General features: G+C 69.8%; 15 protein-coding genes and 4 pseudogenes. 7 read left to right on the forward strand and 12 right to left on the reverse strand.

Going from position 1 to position 17,845, the window contains the following annotated elements; all coding sequences use genetic code 11:
- The 3 genes from ABT009_RS40640 to ABT009_RS40650 form a co-directional block, all read right to left on the reverse strand.
- Positions 1–165, reverse strand: a 165-nt coding sequence (locus tag ABT009_RS40640) for an NUDIX hydrolase (RefSeq protein WP_351306660.1), incomplete at its 3' end; no start/stop codon positions are given.
- Positions 144–416, reverse strand: a complete 273-nt coding sequence (locus tag ABT009_RS40645; protein WP_351306569.1) for a class I SAM-dependent methyltransferase — start codon at positions 414–416, stop codon at positions 144–146. The genes ABT009_RS40645 and ABT009_RS40640, both read right to left, overlap by 22 nt.
- A gap of 426 nt (positions 417–842) precedes the next feature.
- Positions 843–1,820 carry an Lrp/AsnC family transcriptional regulator gene (locus ABT009_RS40650; RefSeq protein ID WP_502990061.1) on the reverse strand — a complete coding sequence of 326 codons (978 nt, stop codon included), beginning with the start codon at positions 1,818–1,820 and terminating at the stop codon, positions 843–845.
- Positions 1,821–1,956: 136 nt separating this feature from the next.
- Here ABT009_RS40650 and ABT009_RS40655 point away from each other — a divergent pair.
- Positions 1,957–3,569 (forward strand): annotated as a pseudogene (locus tag ABT009_RS40655) (amidohydrolase).
- A 183-nt stretch (positions 3,570–3,752) separates the two neighbouring features.
- On the forward strand, positions 3,753–4,013 hold the full coding sequence (locus ABT009_RS40660) for a PhzF family phenazine biosynthesis protein (RefSeq protein ID WP_502990062.1): 261 nt from the start codon (positions 3,753–3,755) through the stop codon (positions 4,011–4,013).
- Positions 4,014–4,214: 201 nt separating this feature from the next.
- Here ABT009_RS40660 and rox read toward each other — a convergent pair whose 3' ends face one another.
- On the reverse strand, positions 4,215–5,759 hold the full coding sequence (gene rox, locus ABT009_RS40665) for a rifampin monooxygenase (protein ID WP_351306573.1): 1,545 nt from the start codon (positions 5,757–5,759) through the stop codon (positions 4,215–4,217).
- 332 nt (positions 5,760–6,091) lie between these two features.
- On the opposite strand from rox, the pseudogene ABT009_RS40670 reads away from it, so the two are divergent.
- Positions 6,092–6,280, forward strand: a pseudogene (locus ABT009_RS40670) (IS5/IS1182 family transposase); the annotation flags it as partial.
- Here the strand turns inward: ABT009_RS40670 and ABT009_RS40675 are convergent.
- Together ABT009_RS40675 and ABT009_RS40680 are read right to left on the reverse strand one after the other, a co-directional pair.
- Positions 6,281–7,021 (reverse strand): alpha/beta hydrolase, encoded by a 741-nt coding sequence (locus ABT009_RS40675; RefSeq protein ID WP_351306575.1) that lies wholly within the window; start codon positions 7,019–7,021, stop codon positions 6,281–6,283.
- A 116-nt stretch (positions 7,022–7,137) separates the two neighbouring features.
- Positions 7,138–7,482: pseudogene (locus ABT009_RS40680) on the reverse strand (M55 family metallopeptidase); the annotation flags it as partial.
- A gap of 181 nt (positions 7,483–7,663) precedes the next feature.
- On the opposite strand from ABT009_RS40680, the gene ABT009_RS40685 reads away from it, so the two are divergent.
- Positions 7,664–8,893, forward strand: a complete 1,230-nt coding sequence (locus ABT009_RS40685; RefSeq protein WP_351306576.1) for an MFS transporter — start codon at positions 7,664–7,666, stop codon at positions 8,891–8,893.
- 71 nt (positions 8,894–8,964) lie between these two features.
- On the opposite strand, the pseudogene ABT009_RS40690 reads toward ABT009_RS40685, so the two are convergent.
- Both ABT009_RS40690 and ABT009_RS40695 read right to left on the reverse strand, forming a co-directional pair.
- Positions 8,965–9,237, reverse strand: a pseudogene (locus tag ABT009_RS40690) (phosphotransferase); the annotation flags it as partial.
- A 200-nt stretch (positions 9,238–9,437) separates the two neighbouring features.
- Positions 9,438–10,178, reverse strand: coding sequence for a class I SAM-dependent methyltransferase (locus tag ABT009_RS40695; protein ID WP_351306578.1), 741 nt, complete (start codon positions 10,176–10,178; stop codon positions 9,438–9,440).
- Positions 10,179–10,290: 112 nt separating this feature from the next.
- Between ABT009_RS40695 and ABT009_RS40700 the strand changes: the two genes are divergently transcribed.
- Both ABT009_RS40700 and ABT009_RS40705 read left to right on the forward strand, forming a co-directional pair.
- Positions 10,291–10,458: a hypothetical protein gene (locus ABT009_RS40700; protein ID WP_351306580.1), complete on the forward strand. Its 168-nt coding sequence runs from the start codon at positions 10,291–10,293 to the stop codon at positions 10,456–10,458.
- 84 nt (positions 10,459–10,542) lie between these two features.
- Entirely contained in the window at positions 10,543–11,661 is a 1,119-nt protein-coding gene (locus ABT009_RS40705; RefSeq protein ID WP_351306582.1) for a hypothetical protein, read from the forward strand.
- A 33-nt stretch (positions 11,662–11,694) separates the two neighbouring features.
- Here ABT009_RS40705 and ABT009_RS40710 read toward each other — a convergent pair whose 3' ends face one another.
- Positions 11,695–15,156 (reverse strand): CHAT domain-containing tetratricopeptide repeat protein, encoded by a 3,462-nt coding sequence (locus ABT009_RS40710; protein ID WP_351306584.1) that lies wholly within the window; start codon positions 15,154–15,156, stop codon positions 11,695–11,697.
- 37 nt (positions 15,157–15,193) lie between these two features.
- Positions 15,194–15,652: a hypothetical protein gene (locus ABT009_RS40715; protein ID WP_351306586.1), complete on the reverse strand. Its 459-nt coding sequence runs from the start codon at positions 15,650–15,652 to the stop codon at positions 15,194–15,196.
- 140 nt (positions 15,653–15,792) lie between these two features.
- Here ABT009_RS40715 and ABT009_RS40720 point away from each other — a divergent pair, with 140 nt between their 5' ends.
- On the forward strand, positions 15,793–15,915 hold the full coding sequence (locus ABT009_RS40720) for a hypothetical protein (protein ID WP_351306662.1): 123 nt from the start codon (positions 15,793–15,795) through the stop codon (positions 15,913–15,915).
- A 282-nt stretch (positions 15,916–16,197) separates the two neighbouring features.
- On the opposite strand, the gene ABT009_RS40725 is transcribed toward ABT009_RS40720, so the two are convergent.
- Both ABT009_RS40725 and ABT009_RS40730 read right to left on the reverse strand, forming a co-directional pair.
- On the reverse strand, positions 16,198–17,343 hold the full coding sequence (locus tag ABT009_RS40725; RefSeq protein WP_351306664.1) for an RNA polymerase sigma factor: 1,146 nt from the start codon (positions 17,341–17,343) through the stop codon (positions 16,198–16,200).
- 8 nt (positions 17,344–17,351) lie between these two features.
- Positions 17,352–17,759, reverse strand: coding sequence for a YciI family protein (locus ABT009_RS40730; RefSeq protein ID WP_351306588.1), 408 nt, complete (start codon positions 17,757–17,759; stop codon positions 17,352–17,354).
- Positions 17,760–17,845 lie beyond the last annotated feature (86 nt).

The following is a 17,845-nucleotide window of genomic DNA, read 5'->3' on the forward strand; positions in this document are numbered from 1 at the left end:
CTGGCCGAGAGAGAGTCCGGTTTCTTCGGCGGCCTCGCGGTGTGCGGTCGCCAGGGGGTCTTCGCTGGTGTCGGTGTTGCCGCCGGGAAACTGCCCGTCGCGGATGTACAGGCAGCCGTACACCGTGTGGTGGGGCACCGTCTTCACCTGTGCAGGTGCAGCCATCGGGTGGCCGTTTTGTGGGTGGCGGCTGCCTGGCTGAGGGCGTAGTCGGACCAGTCGACGGCGTCCACGCGGTAGCCCAGCGAGGACAGGAACGCAGCGAGTTCCCCCAAGCCGCACCCGACGTCGAGGGCCCGGCCTTCAGCCGGGGCCGGTACGCGATCGGAGAGCAGCGATCGCTCGGCGGAGGTGAGTTGGCGGTAGTGGCGGCCGTCGGCGTAGCCGGTGTTCCATTCGTCCTGTGTGGTGAACACGAGGGCCCCTCCCTTTGTGAACGGGCACGGTGCGGGGTGGGCCGGCCGGGATCAGCAGGCCCGGCCCGGCCCGAGCGGAGTGTGGAGGTCAGCTCCAGCCTAGAGTGGAGTAGTGAGCGCCGTTGGTGATGGTCTCCAGGGCGGCGCGGGTGTAGTCCACGATCGGGTCGGGCAGCGCGGCCAGCGGCCACCACCCTCGCGGTGTCCGGTCGGCAGATGCCAGGTGGACGGTGCGAACTTGCAGCTGGGGTGGCGTTTGCCGAGCAGGACGGTTCCCTCGCGCAGTAGGACGAGTTATGGACAGGGTTTGTTGTTGTCCGTTGTCCAGTGCCAAATGCCCGTTGAGAGATCTCTGTCGTGGATCCCCAACCGGGTGTGGCCGCTCGGACGGTGAGTTCACGCCGCATGCGCGCGTCGCTGCCTTCGTCAGTGACGGATCAGGCCCGTGCGTTTGACGGTCGCCAGCAGCGGGGTGGTGTCGATGGCAGTGACCCCGTCGAGTGGGCCGACGGTGTCGGTGAGGAAGGTGTACAGGGCGTCGAGGTTCGCGGCGGCGACAGCGACGACCAGGTTGGCGGGACCGGTGGTGGCGGCGCAGAACCGGACGTGCGGGTGGGTGCTTAGGGTCTGCGCGGTCTTCTGCAGTGCACCTGGCTGTACGGCGATCCACAGCAACGCCTCGGTCTGCGCGCCGAGCAGTGCGAGATCGAGCTCGGTGGCCAGGCGCAGCACCTGGCCCCCTACGAGGGCCTCTAGCCGTCGGCGGGCGGTGAGCGCCGTGGTGCCGGCGCGGCGGGCCAGGTCCGTGTAGGTGGCCCGACCGTCCTCGGTCAGCGCGGCGATCAGCGCGGTGTCGACGTCGAGATGCGTGTACGACGCTGTCGGCGTCGTCGGTGACGCGGGGTCGGGGGCGAGTTCGGCGAGTTCCCGGGGTGAGAGGAGACCGGCGGTCCAGCGGAACGCTGTGGGGAAGACGCGCAGCAGGGTGTGGGCGGTCCAGGAGCCGACGAAGTCGGTGGCGGGCAGGTCGCGCAGCAGCAGGTTGTTGCGGGCCTCCGGACCTTCCAGGAAGAAGACCGTGGAGATCTCGTCGCCGCCGCCGAGGATGTCCACCCAGACGGTGTCGGTGCGGCGGGCCAGCGCCTGGGCGACCTGACGGATCTTGTTGGGGCGGCAGCGGATGCGCAGGGCGACGGGGACCAGGTGCGGGAAGCGCGCCGGGTTGCGTACGACGGTCGCGCGCAGGGTGCCGTCGGCGTAGAGCAGGGCGACACGGCGTACGACGGTGCGCTCGGACAGGCCCAGACAGCGGGCCACCTCGCGCCAGGAGGCACGCGGCGAGGCGACCAGGGCGGCCGCGATCCGCCGATCGGTTTCGTCGAGCACTTGTCGCATGATCCGCATGATAGGCGGAGGCGCTGGCGTGTTTCCTACGCAGAGGACTTCAGTTTGGCGGTGAATGCCCGCACGGCTCCTACAACAGTCTCGTCACCGAACGACACCTTCGGGATCCGACACCTTCGAGATGAGGGAGAAGACGATGACTGATCATGGAGCCGACCTGCTGATCCGCGCCGGCGCGGTGCACACCCTGGTGCCCGGTCAGGCCCCGCAGCGGGCACTGGCCGTGCGCGGCGACCGTATCGCCGCCGTGTCCGCCGACCCCAATGGCCTTGACCACCTGGTGAGCGCGGGAACGGAGGTGCACGACCTGCCCGGTGCCACCGTGCTGCCCGCCTTCGACGACACGCACACCCACCTGATCTTCGCGGCGCTCGGTGCCCATGACGTCCCCGTCCACCGGGCCCGGAACATCCCCGAGTTTCTCGACCTGATCCGGCAGCGGGCCGCCGTCACCCCCGAGGGCGAGTGGATCCGCATCACCACCAACTGGCAGGAACTAAATCTGGCCGAGCGCCGCATGCCCACCGCGGCGGAACTCGACCAGGCCACCGACCGGCACCCGGTCCTCATCAAGCGCGGCGGCCACAACGCAACACCTATGCGCTCCGTCTGGCGGGCATCACCGAGGACACCCCCGTACCGCCGGGTGGCACCATCGGCCGCGGCAGCGACGGCAAGCTGGACGGCCGGCTGATCGACAACGCCCTGCACCTGGTGGAGCACCTGGTCCCGGCCCCGGACCGGACCGAGCGCATCGACGGACTGCGCCTGGCCAGCCGAGGCTACGCCGCCACGGGCATCGGGACCGTGCGCGACTGCGCGGTCACCCCTGAGGACTACGCGGTGCTCCTGGCCGCCCGTGAGGCGGGGGCGCTCAGCACCCGGGTGCGGGCGCTGATCTCGGCGCTCGGACTGACCAGCGCGGCCCAGGTGGAGGACCTGCTCGACGTCATGGAGGAGTGGCGTGACAACTCCGACCCGTGGCTGTCGGTGTGGGGTGTGAAGTTCGGCCTCGACGGCGGCCTGGAGGCCGGGGCCACCGAGGAGCCGTACGCCTGCGACCACTCGTTCTCCGGGATGCTGATCTGGGAGCCGGACGCGCTGGTCGAGGCGGTCGAGGCGGTGGTCCGTCGTGGCTGGCGGGTTGGCACGCACGCCTACGGCGACCGCGCGGTCCGCGTCCTGCTGGACGTCTACGAACGCGTCCTTCAGCGCAACCCCGGTCTGCCAGCCGGCACGCTGGTGATGGAGCACGGGGGCCTGGCCGGCCCCGAACAGCGCGCCCGCGCCGTCGCGTTGGGTATCCCCGTCACCATCCAGCAGCCGCTGCTGCACGACACCGCCGAGGTGGAGGAGGGCTTCTGGGGCCCGGAACGCGTCGCCCGTCTCTTCCCCGCCCGCGGCTGGGTCGACCTGGGCGCCCAGGTCAGCGCCGGATCCGACTTCCCCGTCGGTCAGTTCGGCGCCATGCGCTCGGTCTGGGGCATGACCACCCGGCAGACCGTCATCGGCGTCAAGGGCCCCGAACACGCCATCTCCTACGACGAAGCCCTCACCCTGCACACCGTCAACGCCGCCCGATTGACCGGCGAGGACCACGTGCGCGGCACCCTCACCCCCGGCCGCCTCGCCGACCTCACCGTCTGGGACCGGGACCCCGCTCAGTGCCCCGGCGACGCCCTGCGCGACCTGAACCCCACGCACACCTTCGTCGGCGGCCTCCTGGTCACACCCAACGGCACGCGGTGAGCGGGACGTGGCGGGTGTCGGGACCGAACGCGCGGCTACCCCAGGCGCTTGCGCCTGGGGTAGCCGAATGCAAGTGGCTCGCCCTTGGACCACTACGGGTGTACGCCTCGTCCTCAATTCAGGGTTCAATCAGTCCACTTTGTTGTGACTGGCCCTGTCCTGGCCGTCCGGGCGCCCGTTGGGATGGACCTGCTTCCGCCGACGGCTGGGACGCGCAGAATCCGCTGCAGCCGCTACCGAAAGGTCCTCGATGGCCAAGCCGCGTACACGCTCGTTCGTGCAGGTGGACGTGTTTTCCACGGGCCCTACTCCGGCAATCCGGTCGCGGTCGTCCTGGATGGGACGGACCTGAGCGATGGGGAGATGCAGCGTCTGGCGCGTTGGACGAATCTGTCCGAGACCACGTTCGTCCTGCCTCCCACTGTCCCGGAGGCGGACCGTTAGACGAACGCACGGCCGCCTGCGCCGATCCACTCCGCGGTGCTCTTCCGCCGTCTTCCGGTCGTCACTCGGAGGCTGACCCTCCACGCAGGCCGACCCTGGCGCCAGAGCACCACGGCTGATGCTGCCTCCAGCCTTCCGATGGTCAGTCGCTACGGGCCGTTCCGATCCTCCGTACGGGCCTTTTCGGTTGCTCAGGCGAAATCAGTTGGCGGGCTTGCCGAACCAGCGGGAGAGGTGGTCGTCCAGGTCCTGCTGATCGTCGCCGATCCAGGCGACGTGGCCGTCGGGGCGTAGCAGGACGCACGGAACATCCAGTACCGCAGTGGGATCCGCGAGGTAATCGACCCGGTCTGACCAGCCGCCGACGGTCAGGCGTTCGGTGCGGTCCAGCAGCAGGCCGCGGCCGCGATGCAGCAGACCGTAGAGGTGGCCCTGTTTCACGTCGATGTCGCGCAGGCGGCGGCCGAGCAGGTCGGGGCCTTCGCCGAAGTCGTAGCGGATGCCGATCGCGGTGATCTTCTCGATGAGATAGCGGTTCACCTCGTCGAAGTCCATCAGTTCGGTGAGCAGCCTGCGCACGGCCTGCGGGCCCGGTTCGGTGGAGTGCAGTTCCATCTGGGCGCGGGTGTTGTCCAGCACGTCCTCGGCGACCGGATGGCGTTCGGCCTGGTAGGTGTCCAGCAGTGTTTTTGGCGCCCAGCCGCGGATTTGTGCGGCCAGTTTCCAGCCGAGGTTGAATGCGTCCTGAACACCCAGGTTGAGGCCCTGTCCGCCGGTGGGTGGATGGATGTGTGCCGCATCGCCGGCCAGCAGCACCCGCCCGACCCGATAGCTTTCGGCTAGCCGGGTGGCATCCCCGAAGCGGGACAACCAGCGCGGGGAGTGCACGCCGAAATCGGTTCCGGCGATGGTGCGCAGCTGTTGTTTGAAATCCTCGAGGGTGGGTGGTTCCGCGCGATCGCTGACTCCCGCGGCGGGGACTACGACGCTGTATGCCCCTTCGCCGAAGGGCCTGAGCCAGAATCGCTTATTGGTCTCGCCGATTTCGGTCACCTTGGCGGCGATCTCCTCCTGCGGCACACCCACTTCCATCTCGCCCATCAGCGTCTCGGTCCGCGAGGGCTCACCGGGGAAGCCGACGCCGAGCAGTTTGCGCACCGTACTGCGCCCGCCGTCACAGCCGACGAGATAGCGCGAACGCAGCTGTTCGCCGTCGGCCAGCTCGACGGTCACACCCTCGTCGTCCTGCTCGAAATCGGCCACCGCACAACCGCGCCGGACCTGCGCACCCAGTTGGGTCGCATGTTCTTCGAGCAGGTGAACGATGACCGGCTGCGGGATGCCCAGCAGATAGGCGTGCGCGGAATCCAGGCCCTGGGGCGCGGGTTTGTTGATGGCGGCGAAGAATCCGCCGGCCGGACGCTGTCTTCCGTGTTCGCGAATGCGATCCAGCAGTCCGCGCATTGCCATCAGCTCGAGACTGCGAATGTGCAGACCGACGATGCGGACGAACGACACGGGCTCGGTTTCCTTCTCCAGAACGAGTACCCGCACATCGTGCAGCCGCAGTTCGGCGGCCAGCATCGCGCCAGTCGGCCCGCACCCGGCAATGATCACGTCGAACATGAGGGGCGCGCGATCGGCGCCGGAGGCCGACGACCGGAGCCCGGGGACGTCGCAGACGGTGAAGTCGCGCTCGACCGTATCGTTCGACAACGGCTCGGCGGTGAACTGCGGAGAGTGCATAGGTGTTGCCTTTCGGGAGTGCCTTGTTGGCGAGGCACTCCCGGCGACACCTACGTCAATCGCCCGACCGTGACGGGAAGGGGGAGCACCCACATCGATACAGCGTTCATGGGTCTCACCTCCTCGGGCGGTGTCGCGGTCCACCGCAAGCTACAAGCCCGAGCATCACCCCGTCCAATCCTTTCCCAGCCACGTGATCACGACTCCGAACGGGCCCGTGCGGTTGCAGGGCGAATCCGGCGTGGCGGCCCGGCTGGTCCCGGTCACGGTCGACGATCTGATCCTGGCCGCCCCGACCGGCGGACCGGATCTCGGAAGGCGCTGCGCGCTGCGCCGACGCCCAGGGGCGAGTGGACTGGAGCATGGTCAGCGTCGACTCAACCTCATGCCGGGCCCATCAGCACGCCGCGGGTGCGCCTCGCAGACGACCGCGTGTCCCGAAAAAAGATCAACGCCTCGGCAGCACCGCCCCGACGAAGGACTCGGACGCTCCCGAGGCGGTCTGACCTGCAAAATCCCGGTCAGCCCTCGTACAGGCCGACGCCCTCGCCGGCCGCCGCGCGCACCAGGACGTCGGCCAGCTCCACCGGAGTGGAGAGCATCGGGTAGTGGCCGGTGGCCAGTTCGAAGAAGGTGACACCGGGCTCGGCGAGCTTGGCGAACCGCGGCAGGCCGGTGCCGTGCAGCGTGCGGGCGAACTCCAGGCTGAGGCCGTTCGCGAGGCAGAACACCCCGGTGGTCGGGAGCTTGAGCCAGGCGCCGGTCAGCTCGATCGGCTCGGTGACGGTCCGGACCGGGTGCGGGGTGGCCAGGCGGTGGTAGCGCTCCAGCTCCGCCAGCGGGACGGCGTGCACCGCCGGGATTTCCTCGGGCACCGGGATGACGCCGCCGAGGGCGCGGTCCAGCAGGCTGAGCTGCGGCATCTGCGCCACCACCGACTCACCCGGCTCCGGGAAGCCGGTGTCCACGAACACCACCCGGGCGACCTGTCCGGGGCGCCGGTCGGCCGCCGCGAGGGCGGGGAAGATGCCGTAGCTGTGCGCCACCAGCACAATCCCCGGGCCCTCCGCGTCGAGCAGCGCCGCCACGGCGTCGGTGTGCTCGCCCAGCCCGACGCCGGCGGGGTCCTCCCCCGCCCGCTCGGCCATGCCGGGCAAGGTGACCGGAAGCGCCTGGTGCCCTTGCGCGGTCAGCTCGGCGGCCACCGCCTCCCAGGCCCAGCCACCCATGAAAAGCCCCGGGACCAGCAGAAACGTCGTCATGACAGACCTCTTTCGAAGCATCGCCTGTGCGGTCGGTCAGGACGGTAGGACCTCCCCCTGGGGGAGATTCCAGCTGTTTCTGGCGCGCGGGCCCGGCAAGATCCGCCGGACAGACCCTAGCCGGGTTTGATGGTGGAGAGTTGTACGAGCAGCAGGACAAGCCGGTAGACGTCGGCAAAGTCGGTGGCTGTGAAGGCGACCGTACGGCCGCTCCTGGTGCGTGAGATACCTGGCACGAGTGTCGCCAGATCAACCGTGGTCGGGCTGTGCAGGTCGACCTCGACATCCAACGGTCCGGCAAGGGGGAGTGGCGACACCTGTGTACGCCGCGTGATGGCTTCGGCGGCCGCCCGGCGCAGCCGGTCTCGGGCTTCCTCAGGGTGCAAGGCGACCGCGGTGGCCTGACCAAGGGCTTGCTTGACCGGGACGGTGATCGCAGTGGGGACCAGATCAGACAGCTCGCATTGAGTGGCTTGGGTCACTCGCGTTCGTTGGGTGCTGTGGCCGCGCCCCGCAGCCGCGCGACCATCTGTGATAACCACTTGAGGCTTGCTGTATGCGCTGGCACGGTGGCCCCTTGTGCCCGCAACAGATGTGCCAGAGAGCCGAGATCCTGAACCACCGGGAAGGGACGCGTTACCGGTGTCTAGTACGGGCCTCGCGTCCGGGCGACCGCTCCGCTCCCCTGCATTCCGGTGGTTTCTGGGCGGTCAGTCGATCTCCATGACCGGCAGTGCCATGTCGCCTGTCGCTCTGGCCTTCGGCGTCCTGGAGATCACCGACAGCGCGGCCTGGCTGTCCGCGGTCACCACTGCGGCCTTGGTCCCGATGGTCGCGACGCTCCTCATCGGCGGCGGTATCGCCGACCGCTACCGGCGCGACACCGTGCTATGCCTCACCAGTCTGGGCGCCGGCCTCACCCAGGTCGGCGTCGCATTCCTCCTCCTGGCCCACCAGCACCCGGCGTTCCTGCTGCCGTTGTCTGCCCTCAACGGCATCTTTCAGGGCCTGACCAAGCCCGCATTGCGCGGCATCGTCTCGAATCTGACGGCTGGACGCGGCCTGCAGCAGGCCAGCTCTCTGCTGGCGTCCGTCAGGAACGCCACTCGGATCCTTGGCCCGACCACAGCCGGCCTGCTGACCGCTTCCGTGGGCGGCGCCTGGGCGATCGCCGCGGACGCCGCGTCCTTCCTCCTGGCGGCCGCGTGCTTCGCTCGGATGTCGCTGCCCGACCTGCCACCGCGCACCGAGAGCGGCCCGACGATGCTCGGCGAACTCCGGGAGGGCTGGAGCTACTTCAGCTCCAAGCCGTGGATATGGACAGTGACGTTGGCCTTTGCCGTCTTCAACGCCCTCAACATGGGGGTCTGGCAGATCCTGGGCCCGGTGATTGCCAACGACACGATCGGCGCTGAGGGCTGGGGACTGGTGCTGAGCGCCCGCGGTGTCGGGGCACTGCTGGCCAGTGTCGTCATGGTGAAGCTGACGGTGCGGCGGCCGATGGCGCCGGCGCTGTCCTCGATGGCGCTGGCCGCCGTCCCGCTGATCCTGCTCGGTGCCGGCGCGAACGCGTTTTGGCTGGCAGCGGCGGCGTTCGTGGCGGGAGTGGCCTCCGAGTTCTTCACCGTCGTGTGGGAGACCGTTCATAACACCCACGTCCCGGAGCGGCTTCTTTCCCGGGTCGGCGCCCAGGACGAGTTCTGGTCCTTCGTGCCCATCCCCATCGGCCAGCTGTCCACGCCAGCCCTCGCCGCGGCGTTCGGCACGGCGACGGTCGCCGTCACCGGCGGCGGTGTGGCGGCGATGGCGATGCTGGTGCCGTTACTGGTGCCGTCGCTTCGGAGGATCGAGATCAACCGGAACGGCGATTGAACCCCAGCGGTGGAAGGGCGGCAGCTCAGCGTGCAAGCGGTCCCTTGCGTGTGACCCTAGACGATCACTCACCGTTCGGTGGGTTCACCGATCCGTACAGGGTTCGGGATCGGGAGCGGCAGGCGCGGGGCCAGGACGGGCAGCCATCGGCACTCCTTGCGCTGGAGATCCGGGGCACGTTCTGTACGCGGCATGCGCACGGCCAACTCGTCCCCAAGGCGCCACTGTTGGTTGTCCCATCCGCCCGCTACTTCGCGGATGGCCAGCCCTGCAAGGTCCGGATGCTGCTCCTGCAGCAGGTCGTGGACCAGGTCTGCGGTGATCTCGATCTCGACGTCGGTCAGGCAAAGCCACAGTACTGGGGCAGGCGGAGCGGCTCTCACTCTCCGGAAGATCTAGTTGTGATTCCGCTGGTACCACCGTCGGGTCACAGAGAGCTACAGATGAGAGGTTGCGGCACAGCTTAGGGGCAGACCGGCGGATCTCGTGAAGGCTGCGGTCTCGCCTCGATCCGACTCTGGCTCCGCTCGTGATCCGCGACTGGCTAGCTGCCCGAGCCGGTAGCCGCCGGCGGTACCTCGACGACGAAGAACAGGAAGTTGGGATTGGTCGAAAGGTCCTGGAAGCCGTCCGGGAACAGCTCACGGGCGGCTGGGTCGGGCTGCGGCTCGCTGATGGCGGAAAGACGGAAGCCGGCGGTGGTGAAGGCATCGGTCATCGCGTGCAACGGCCTGCGCCAGAACCTCATCGGAACGGACTGCCCGTTGAACGTCCAGTCGAAGGTATAGCTGGTGGTCGCGTGGTAGTCGGGCCGAGGATCCCGGTGCGCGTACGCCACGAAAGGGTGACCCACCGACGCGATCAGCCGGCCGCCGGGCCTGAGCACTCGCCGCAACTCGGCCAGCGTGGGCCCCCAGTCCTCCAGGTAGTGCAGGACCAGTGACGCGACCACGTCGTCGAACGCACCGTCGTCGAACGGCAGAGGGTCGCTCAGGTCGACCACGTGCAGGGCCATGTCGTCACCGAGCCGCCGCCTGGCCAGTGCCAGCATCCCGGCGCTGGCGTCGATGCCGGTGACGACGGCGCCGCGGTCGTGCAGTGCAGCCGACAGGGGGCCCGAGCCGCAGCCGGCGTCCAGGATCCGACGGCCAGTCACGTCTCCGGCGAGGGCCAACATCGAGGGCCGCTCGTAGTACGCGTGCACGAGGCTGTTCTCGGTTTCAGCCGAGTACGCCTCAGCGAAGCTGTCGTAGTCGTTCGCCTGGTCCCGATCTGCAGACTGCATCGTCGCAGCCTAGTACTTGTGATCACGAACCTCCGATACCGATGCTCTCCGGCTGTGGGCGTAGCGGCTGATCGTCATCAGCGTCCTCTTCGCCGGAGGCGTGCTCCTGCTCATGCATCTTCACGCGGGCCCGTTCGCGTACTCGTCGGACCCCACGCCGGTGAGCACGGAGACCGACGACACATGGCGGTACGTGCCGGAGGCGGAGGACCCGAGGGATGACGGGAACCTCGGGCCCGTTCCCTCCATGCCGCCGGAGGGCAATGACTGGGCGCCGTGACAACTTCGATGTTGTTGTTTGACCTCACGTCAATTACCAGTGGAGCATGGGACAGTGGTGTCCACGACAGCATCGGGGGTTCGCATGTCGTTCCTGGGGCGCAATGAGGGCGGCGGGCCCGCGGGTGGCGTTCAGTTCAAGCAGACCGAGACGACCGCTACGGCCACGTACCACGTGTACGGCGGGCCAAGTCGGCAGGCCGCATTGGAGTTTCTTCGTGGGGCGCATGTCAAGGACGAGCTGGTCTACAACATCGTGGAGACCCCGGAGGGCAACTTCGGGCGGGACCTCATCTACTTGTTCCACGAGGCCGACGGCAAGCCGATCGAGCTGGGGGAGCGGCCGCAGAGCCAGAGTCCTACGCCGTCGAGCACCCGGTGTGCCTGGTGCGGCTTCTTCGTCGTGCCGTACAAGGTGTCGATCAATGACGAGAACGTCGGCTCGGTGGGGCTGTATCTGACCTACGACGAGCTCGCGGGGCTGGTGCAGATGGGCGGCGGGTTCCACTGCCGTGCGTGCTCGTTGCTGCAGTGCGCCGTGTGCATTGGCCTGGCCCGAGCCGGCGGCGTGGCGCGCGAGCCCCTCTGCCGGGCCTGCGGCGGACAGTTGTCGGTCCAGACCGAGGTGGGTCCTGTCAGGCGCGCGGCGGCGCCCAGCGAGCCCGACGGGGAGCAGATGGTCACGTTGCCGGCCGATCCCATGGGGGACGAGCTGTGGGGCATGGCGCCGCTGCGTCTTCCCTGGAACATCGACGTGGCGCGGTTCTTCGGGCAGAGCGCGCTGCCGTATCTGTGGCCGCAGGACAGTCGCTACATGGCGTACATCGGTAGTGGGGAGCGGGCACAGACCCTCCTGCGCGCCAGTTGGATCAACGTCTTCCTCCATCACCCCAACCCCGAGGTGACCCTGGGGTGCCTGTGCAGCGCGCCGCCCGATGGGATGCTGACCCTGGGGTCACTCGCCGACCTGCTGGCCTCGCCCACGGCTGAGCCGCGCGTCAAGGAGGAGGCCTCGCGGGGCCTTTGGCGGCTGAGTGACGGGCTGGTGAGCTATGCGCTCAACGTCCTTTTGTCGCGCGGCGTGATCACGTCCGGCTATGACACGAACTCGGTTCACCAGGCGCTGGGTCATCTCCGTACGGCTTGTCCCCGGGAGCGACGTGTCTGGTTCGACGAGCAGTTGGCGCGGCCCGAGGACGACTGACCTCGAAGGTGTCAGATGCCAGATGCCCGAGTGTCAGATGCCGATGTGGACGTAGGACGCCCATAGGAACGGGTTTTGGAGTGGGTTCGCCGGGCCGCCCGTAGCGCCGTCTCCTGTGCGGGCGCGGAGGACTGCCCGATGGAGGGCTTGTGCGGCGCGGCTTACGTCCAAGTCGCCGTTCGCTGAGCGGAGTTGGGCGTAGAAGTCGTCGGCGACGCGGACCGAGAGTTGATCGTCGATCTCCCACAGGGTGCTGATGACATGCGGGAAACCGGCGACCTGGAACGCCGAGGCCAGATGGATCGACTCGTCCAGCAGGCGCAACGGTTGGGTCGCCGCGGTACTGCATGCCGACAGGTACGCGAGTTGTGCCCGGTCCAGCGCGACCGGGGCCAGGCTCGCGGCGGTCAGCGGGTCGTGCTCATGGTCCCGCAGGAGGAGTCGGCTGCGCGAGGGCTGCTGCGGGTCGGTGGCGCCGTGGCAGGAGAAGTGGGCGATCGGGTGGTGGGCCAGCCGGGCGAGGACGGATTTCTTCGTCGGCGCTGCCGCTGCGTTCAGCGCGGCCTCTTGGTCGGCGAGCACCGTGAGTTCGGGGAGGTGTCTGCGCAGCACCCCCACCTCTTCCGTGACGTATGGCAGGCGTCCCAGGCCGGGGAGTCCCGGCGTGGCGGGCATCGCCACCACCAGGGCCGGGGGTGTCGGTCCGATGCGCGCGGCCGACGTGGCCTGCCTGGTGTGGATGAGGGTGCGCAGGGACGGGGCGTAGGAGGAGACCACGCGGTCGATGACCGTGCGCGGGCACCGTTCGTCGGCCGCGGTGGCGTGGTGGCCCGCGGCGTGGATCGGCAGCAGGCTCAGCAGGCCGCAGGGGACCCACCAGATACGGGGCCAGGATTCCGTCTCGTGGGGAGGGCGGCTGCCGTAGTCGAGGGCCTCCAACACGGGGGCCGCCACGGTGTCCCACAGCCACTCCAGTACGGAGAGTATCCGGGCCCCGCCTCGTTCCTCCGCCGCCGCGTCCCCCATCAGGATCGACTGCCGGGCCGCGAGGAACGCCGAGGCCTTGGTGGCCACCCCGTCCTCGTCGATGTCCGGGAGCGGCAGCGCGGTGACCCCGTCCCGGGTCGCCAGGAGGGCGTGGCTTCCGTAGGCGCTGACGTTGAGCACGACCACCGGCCCCGTCTGCGCCGCGCTGAGCAGCTCGTCGGCGCCGGGCGGCAGGCCGAACGAATCGAAGCCGTCGAGCGCCCTGATCCTGGCCTGTGTGGCGGCGAACTCCGCGGCGAGTTCGTGCCGTTCGCGGCCGCCGCCGGGCTGCGGTGCGGCCTCGGGAGCGCCGGGCTCCCCGGGGCCCGACGACGGGCCGGGTTCCCAGGACTGGTCGAGGAGATCGCGGAGTTCGACGAAACGCGCGGCGAGGTCCGGGCGGCTGCGGCGCAGTGCGGACAGGTCGTTCCGTCCGTCGAGCGCCTGGCTGATGAGGACCCCACGTCCTGCCTCCAGCAGGCTCAGGGCCCGCCGCGGCCGGTCCGCTGCGGGCAGCCGTGGATCGGCCAGGACGAGCGAGGCCGCCTCGCCGGCCAGTCCCGCCAGGCTGCCCAGTGCGTACTCCTGGTCGCTGCGGGCCAGTCGGCGGGGGCTGACCTCCGGCAGGAGCCGTACGGCGTCCTGGAGCAGGTCCGTCGCACGGAGCACCTCGGAGGTGGCGACCAGGTCTGCGGCGGCCGATCTCGCGGAGCCGAGACGTTGCCACACCGGCGCCGCGTCCACGGCCGACGCCTCGATGTCCGCCGCTGTCGCGGCGCTCCGGTCGTCCCGGTTGCCCGTGTGCGCGTAGCGGGCGCGCAGCGCGGCGCCCAGGTTGGCGAGGAACCGGGAGCGTTCCGGGTGGTTGCCGGAGATCAGCGACACGCTTCTGCGGCCCGCGGACACCGCCTCGTCCAAGTCCTCGGGGTGGCCCGTCCGTTCGTACCGCTGTGTCAGGGCGTGCGCTAGGTTCGCGAGGTACCGGGCCAGATCGTCGGCCTCCTGACCGGTCGACGCCGCCACGGCTCGACGCGTCATGTCGATCCCCTCGTCCAGATCCTCGAGCCGGCCGCTGTCCGCGAACTGCGTCATCAGGGCGTTGCCGAGGTTGGACAGGTGCATCGCCCGGTCGGACCGGTGGACCCCGGTCGCCACGGCCTCACGGCCGAGGGCGATCGACGCCTCGATGTCGTCCGGGTCCCGCGTGCGCCGGGACCGGGCCCACAGCAGCAGGCCCAGCGAATTCAGCACCGAGGTACGCCGCCTGCGGTCGAGGGCCGGGTCCTGCAGCAGCGCCCGCTGGTGGCAGATCGCCTCGTCCAGGTCAGCGAGCGCCCCGGCCTGCCGGTGGCGCAGGAACAGCAATTGGGACAGCGCGCCGGAGAAGTGCGCAGGACCGGGCCAGTGGTCCTTCGTCCGGGCCAGACCGGCGCGGGCGAGCGCGATGGCCTCGTCCAGGTCCGCGACCGTGCCTGTCGCCTGATACCTGTTCGCCAGGGCGGCCACGAGGATCAGTTCGTCGGGGGCCCAGGTGAGGGCTGCGGCGCTCTCGGCGGAGGCGCGCGCGAGGCGTACCGCTTCGTCCAGGTGCGTGGGGCTCCCCGAGAGACGGGCCTTGAGCGCCAACTGGACCACCAGACTGACGAGATACGTCTGCCGGTCGGGGTGGTCCCCGGGCGTCATATCGAAGGCCGCGTGGCTGCAGGCGAGGGCCTCGTCCAGTCCCTCCGTCGTGTGGGTGAGCTCGCAGCGGTCCGCCAGGACGACGCCGAGACCGTTCAGGCTCACGGCTTGGTCGCCGCCTTCGCGCGGGCGGGCGTTGACCCCTCGCCGGGCGACCGCGATGGCCTCGTCCAGCGCCTCGGGGCGTCCGGTCGCCGTGACGAGCCGCCGCAGGCTCTGGGCCAGGTTGTGGAGCGCGTGCTTGCGCGAGGGGCCCGGCCGGCTGAGTGCGACCGCCGAGCGCTCAAGGTCGATCGACTCCTCCAAGTCCTCGACCGATCCGAGGTACTTGAACCGCTCGCTCAGCGCCGCGCCGAGATTTGCCAGCGCGGCAGGGCCGTCCGGAGGACGAGAAGGCGGCAGGGCCGCCGAAGTACGGGCGACGTCGACCGCCTCGTCGAGGTCCGCCTTCTGCTCGGACACCTTGAACCGTTCGAGGAGCACGGCCGCGAGGGCCGCGAGGCAGCCGGTGTCCGTGCGGGCCAGGGAGACGCCCTCGCGCCCGGCGGTGATCGCATCGTCCAGGTCCGTCGGTTCCCTGGTCTCCGTGAAGCGCAGATGCAGCGCGCTGAGGAGCCGGTACAGATGCGGTACGCGGCCGGGATCGTCGGACGGGATCGCGGCGACGGCGGCGCGGAACGAGGAGATCGCGCTGCTCAGCTCCGCCGGGGACCGGGATCGCTCGAACCGGTCCCAGGCGGAATCGCCCGCCCGCGCATACGAGTTCGCCTCATCGGAGGGATACACCCACGGCAGCCCTTCACTTCACAGAGGGTTCACGGCCTCAGGGCAGGAGGATCCGCTGGGGATCCTCGCGGATCAGACGGATCATCCGGTCCAGCTCGGCCGGTTCGATACTGGCTGGCACCTCGAGCCTGGCCCCGGACGCGAGTTCGATCACGATGCGCTGCCCTTCCTTGGCCGCGCCGCGCCCCAGGATGCCGGTCACCAGCGCGGTCAGGGCGGAACTCGCCGCGGCGATGGTGGCCACGAGGATCGCGGGATCGGCCGTGCGGAACCTGCCCGGTCGCTCAAGGGTCATAGAGATCCCGGAGTCCCAGGAGCCGTCACGGCTCAGTTCGCTGTGCACGTCCTCCGGCGCACGCGAAACCGACGCGAGGATCACGCGCCACTTGGGTGACTCCAGCACCAACCCCAGTCCCTTCGCCGTCCTGCTCAACACAGGCTCCGAAAAAGCCGGTTGAGGATCGAGTATGGCACGCGGGCGGTGCTCCCTGATCACGGAAACCGCAGGTTCGTCGGCCGCTGCGGGCTGCCGGGATTCACCGGATCACCGCGATTGACCTGCCGGGACTCTGGGCGGCCTACAAGGCCGCCCGCACCAAACCCCTCACCCCGGCGAAGAAGCAGGTCAACCAACTGATCGCGACCGTCCGCGCGGTCTGCGAACACGCCTTCGCGCACCAGAAGAACTGGCGCATCCTCACCAAGTACCGCCTGCACGTCCCTCACGCCACCACGCTCTGCGTGCCCTGCTCGTCCTGACCAACACCGAGGTCTCGCGGGGACAGACGATCTTGTCCTCGGGCAACCGCCCCCGACCAGCACAAGGCCACGGTCACCGGCTCACACCAGCCCTATGACCAGCAATTTCAGGTTGGTGGATCTTCATTAGTCACCACGCCTCCAGCGCGCATGTCGTCGCCGCTCAGTTTCCCCGCCGGCAACGCGTTGTGTAGCTGGTCTCGACCCGCCCACTCACTGTGAGGCGACCGCTCTGGCCACGGGGGCGCGCTCAGTGCCGCGGGAAAATCCGAGCGCGATCCGTCAGCGACATCGGCGGGCGTTGAGCCGGGCGGCCTGGCGTGTCAGGTGGTCGCGCTCGGCGAGGTTGGGTGCCTTGTGGGCCGCCTCGGCGTACAGCCGTGCCGCCGTCGCCAGGTCGCCGTCGCGCTCGTGGAGGTACGCCGCCACCGCGGCGTGGCGGGGCAGTGAGGCGTCCAGCGCCGCGAGCGCCGCCAGGCCGGCGCGCGGTCCGTCGGCCTCCCCGACGGCGACCGCGCGGTTGAGCCGGACGACCGGGCTGTCGGTCAGGCGCGTGAGCTCGTCGTACCACTCGACGATCTGCACCCAGTCCGTCTCCTCGGCGGTGGGCGCGTCAGCGTGGAGTGCCGCGATGGCGGCCTGGGCCTGGAATTCGCCCAGCCGGTCGCGGGCGAGGGCCGCCTGGAGGATCCCGACGCCCTCGGCGATCAACGCAGTGTCCCACCGGCCGCGGTCCTGCTCGGCGAGCGGCACCAGGCTGCCGTCGGACGCGGTCCGGGTGGCACGCCGGGCGTGGTGGAGCAGCATGAGGGCGAGCAGCCCGGCCACCTCGGGGTGGTCGATGCGGGCCGCGAGCTGCCGGGTGAGCCGGATGGCCTCGGCGGCGAGGTCGACGTCGCCGGAGTAGCCCTCGTTGAAGACGAGGTAGAGGACGCGCAGCACGGTGGCGACGTCGCCGGGCCGGTCGAAGCGCACGCCGGAGACGGTGCGCTTGGCCCGGCTGATGCGCTGCGCCATGGTCGCCTCGGGCACCAGGTAGGCCTCGGCGATCTGGCGGGTGGTCAGCCCGCCGACGGCGCGCAGCGTGAGCGCGACCGCCGATGCCGGGGTCAGCGACGGGTGGGCGCACAGGAAGTAGAGCTGGAGCGTGTCGTCCACCGCGGGCGCCGGCCCGGGCGCCGGCTCCTCCTCGACGCGGTCCTCGCGCCGGCGGCGGGCGGCGTCGGCGCGCGTCGCGTCGAGGAACTTGCGCCAGGCCACGGTGACCAGCCAGCCCTTGGCATCCCGCGGCGGGTTGGCGGGCCAGACCCGGAGCGCCTCGACCAGAGCGTCCTGCACGGCGTCCTCGGCCGCCGCGAAGTCGGCTCCGCGGCGGACGAGGACGGTGAGTACGCTCGGCGTGAGGCTCCTGAGCAGGACCTCGTCCATCGGTGACGTCACTCAGTGATGGTGGGCGGCGCGGCCAGGAACGGGCGTACCTCCAGCCACTCGTGGATCGGCTTGCCGCCCGCCCCAGGGGCGGCCGACAGCTCTCCGGCCAGCTCGACGGCGCGCTCGTAGCTGTCGACGTCGATGATCATCCAGCCGGCGATGAGGTCCTTGGTCTCCGCGAACGGTCCGTCGGTGACCGGCGGGCGCCCTTCACCGTCGTAGCGGACCCACGCTCCCTCGGGGGCGAGCGCCTGACCGTCGACGAACTCGCCTGTCTTCTCCAGCCGGGCCGCGAAGTCGTTCATGTACTGCACATGCGCCGTGATCTCCTCCGGGCTCCACTGGTCCATCGGCACGTCGTTGACCGCAGCCGGGGCGCCGCGGTAGTGCTTCAGCAGCAGGTACTTGGCCATCGTGGTTCTCCTCGGTGCTCGTGCGACCCATTGTGGTCGCGTTCACCCCGGGGACGGAGCCGGACGCGGGTTCTCGACATCGCCGT

The organism is Streptomyces sp. NPDC002896 (assembly GCF_040295225.1).
Classification (GTDB): domain Bacteria; phylum Actinomycetota; class Actinomycetes; order Streptomycetales; family Streptomycetaceae; genus Streptomyces.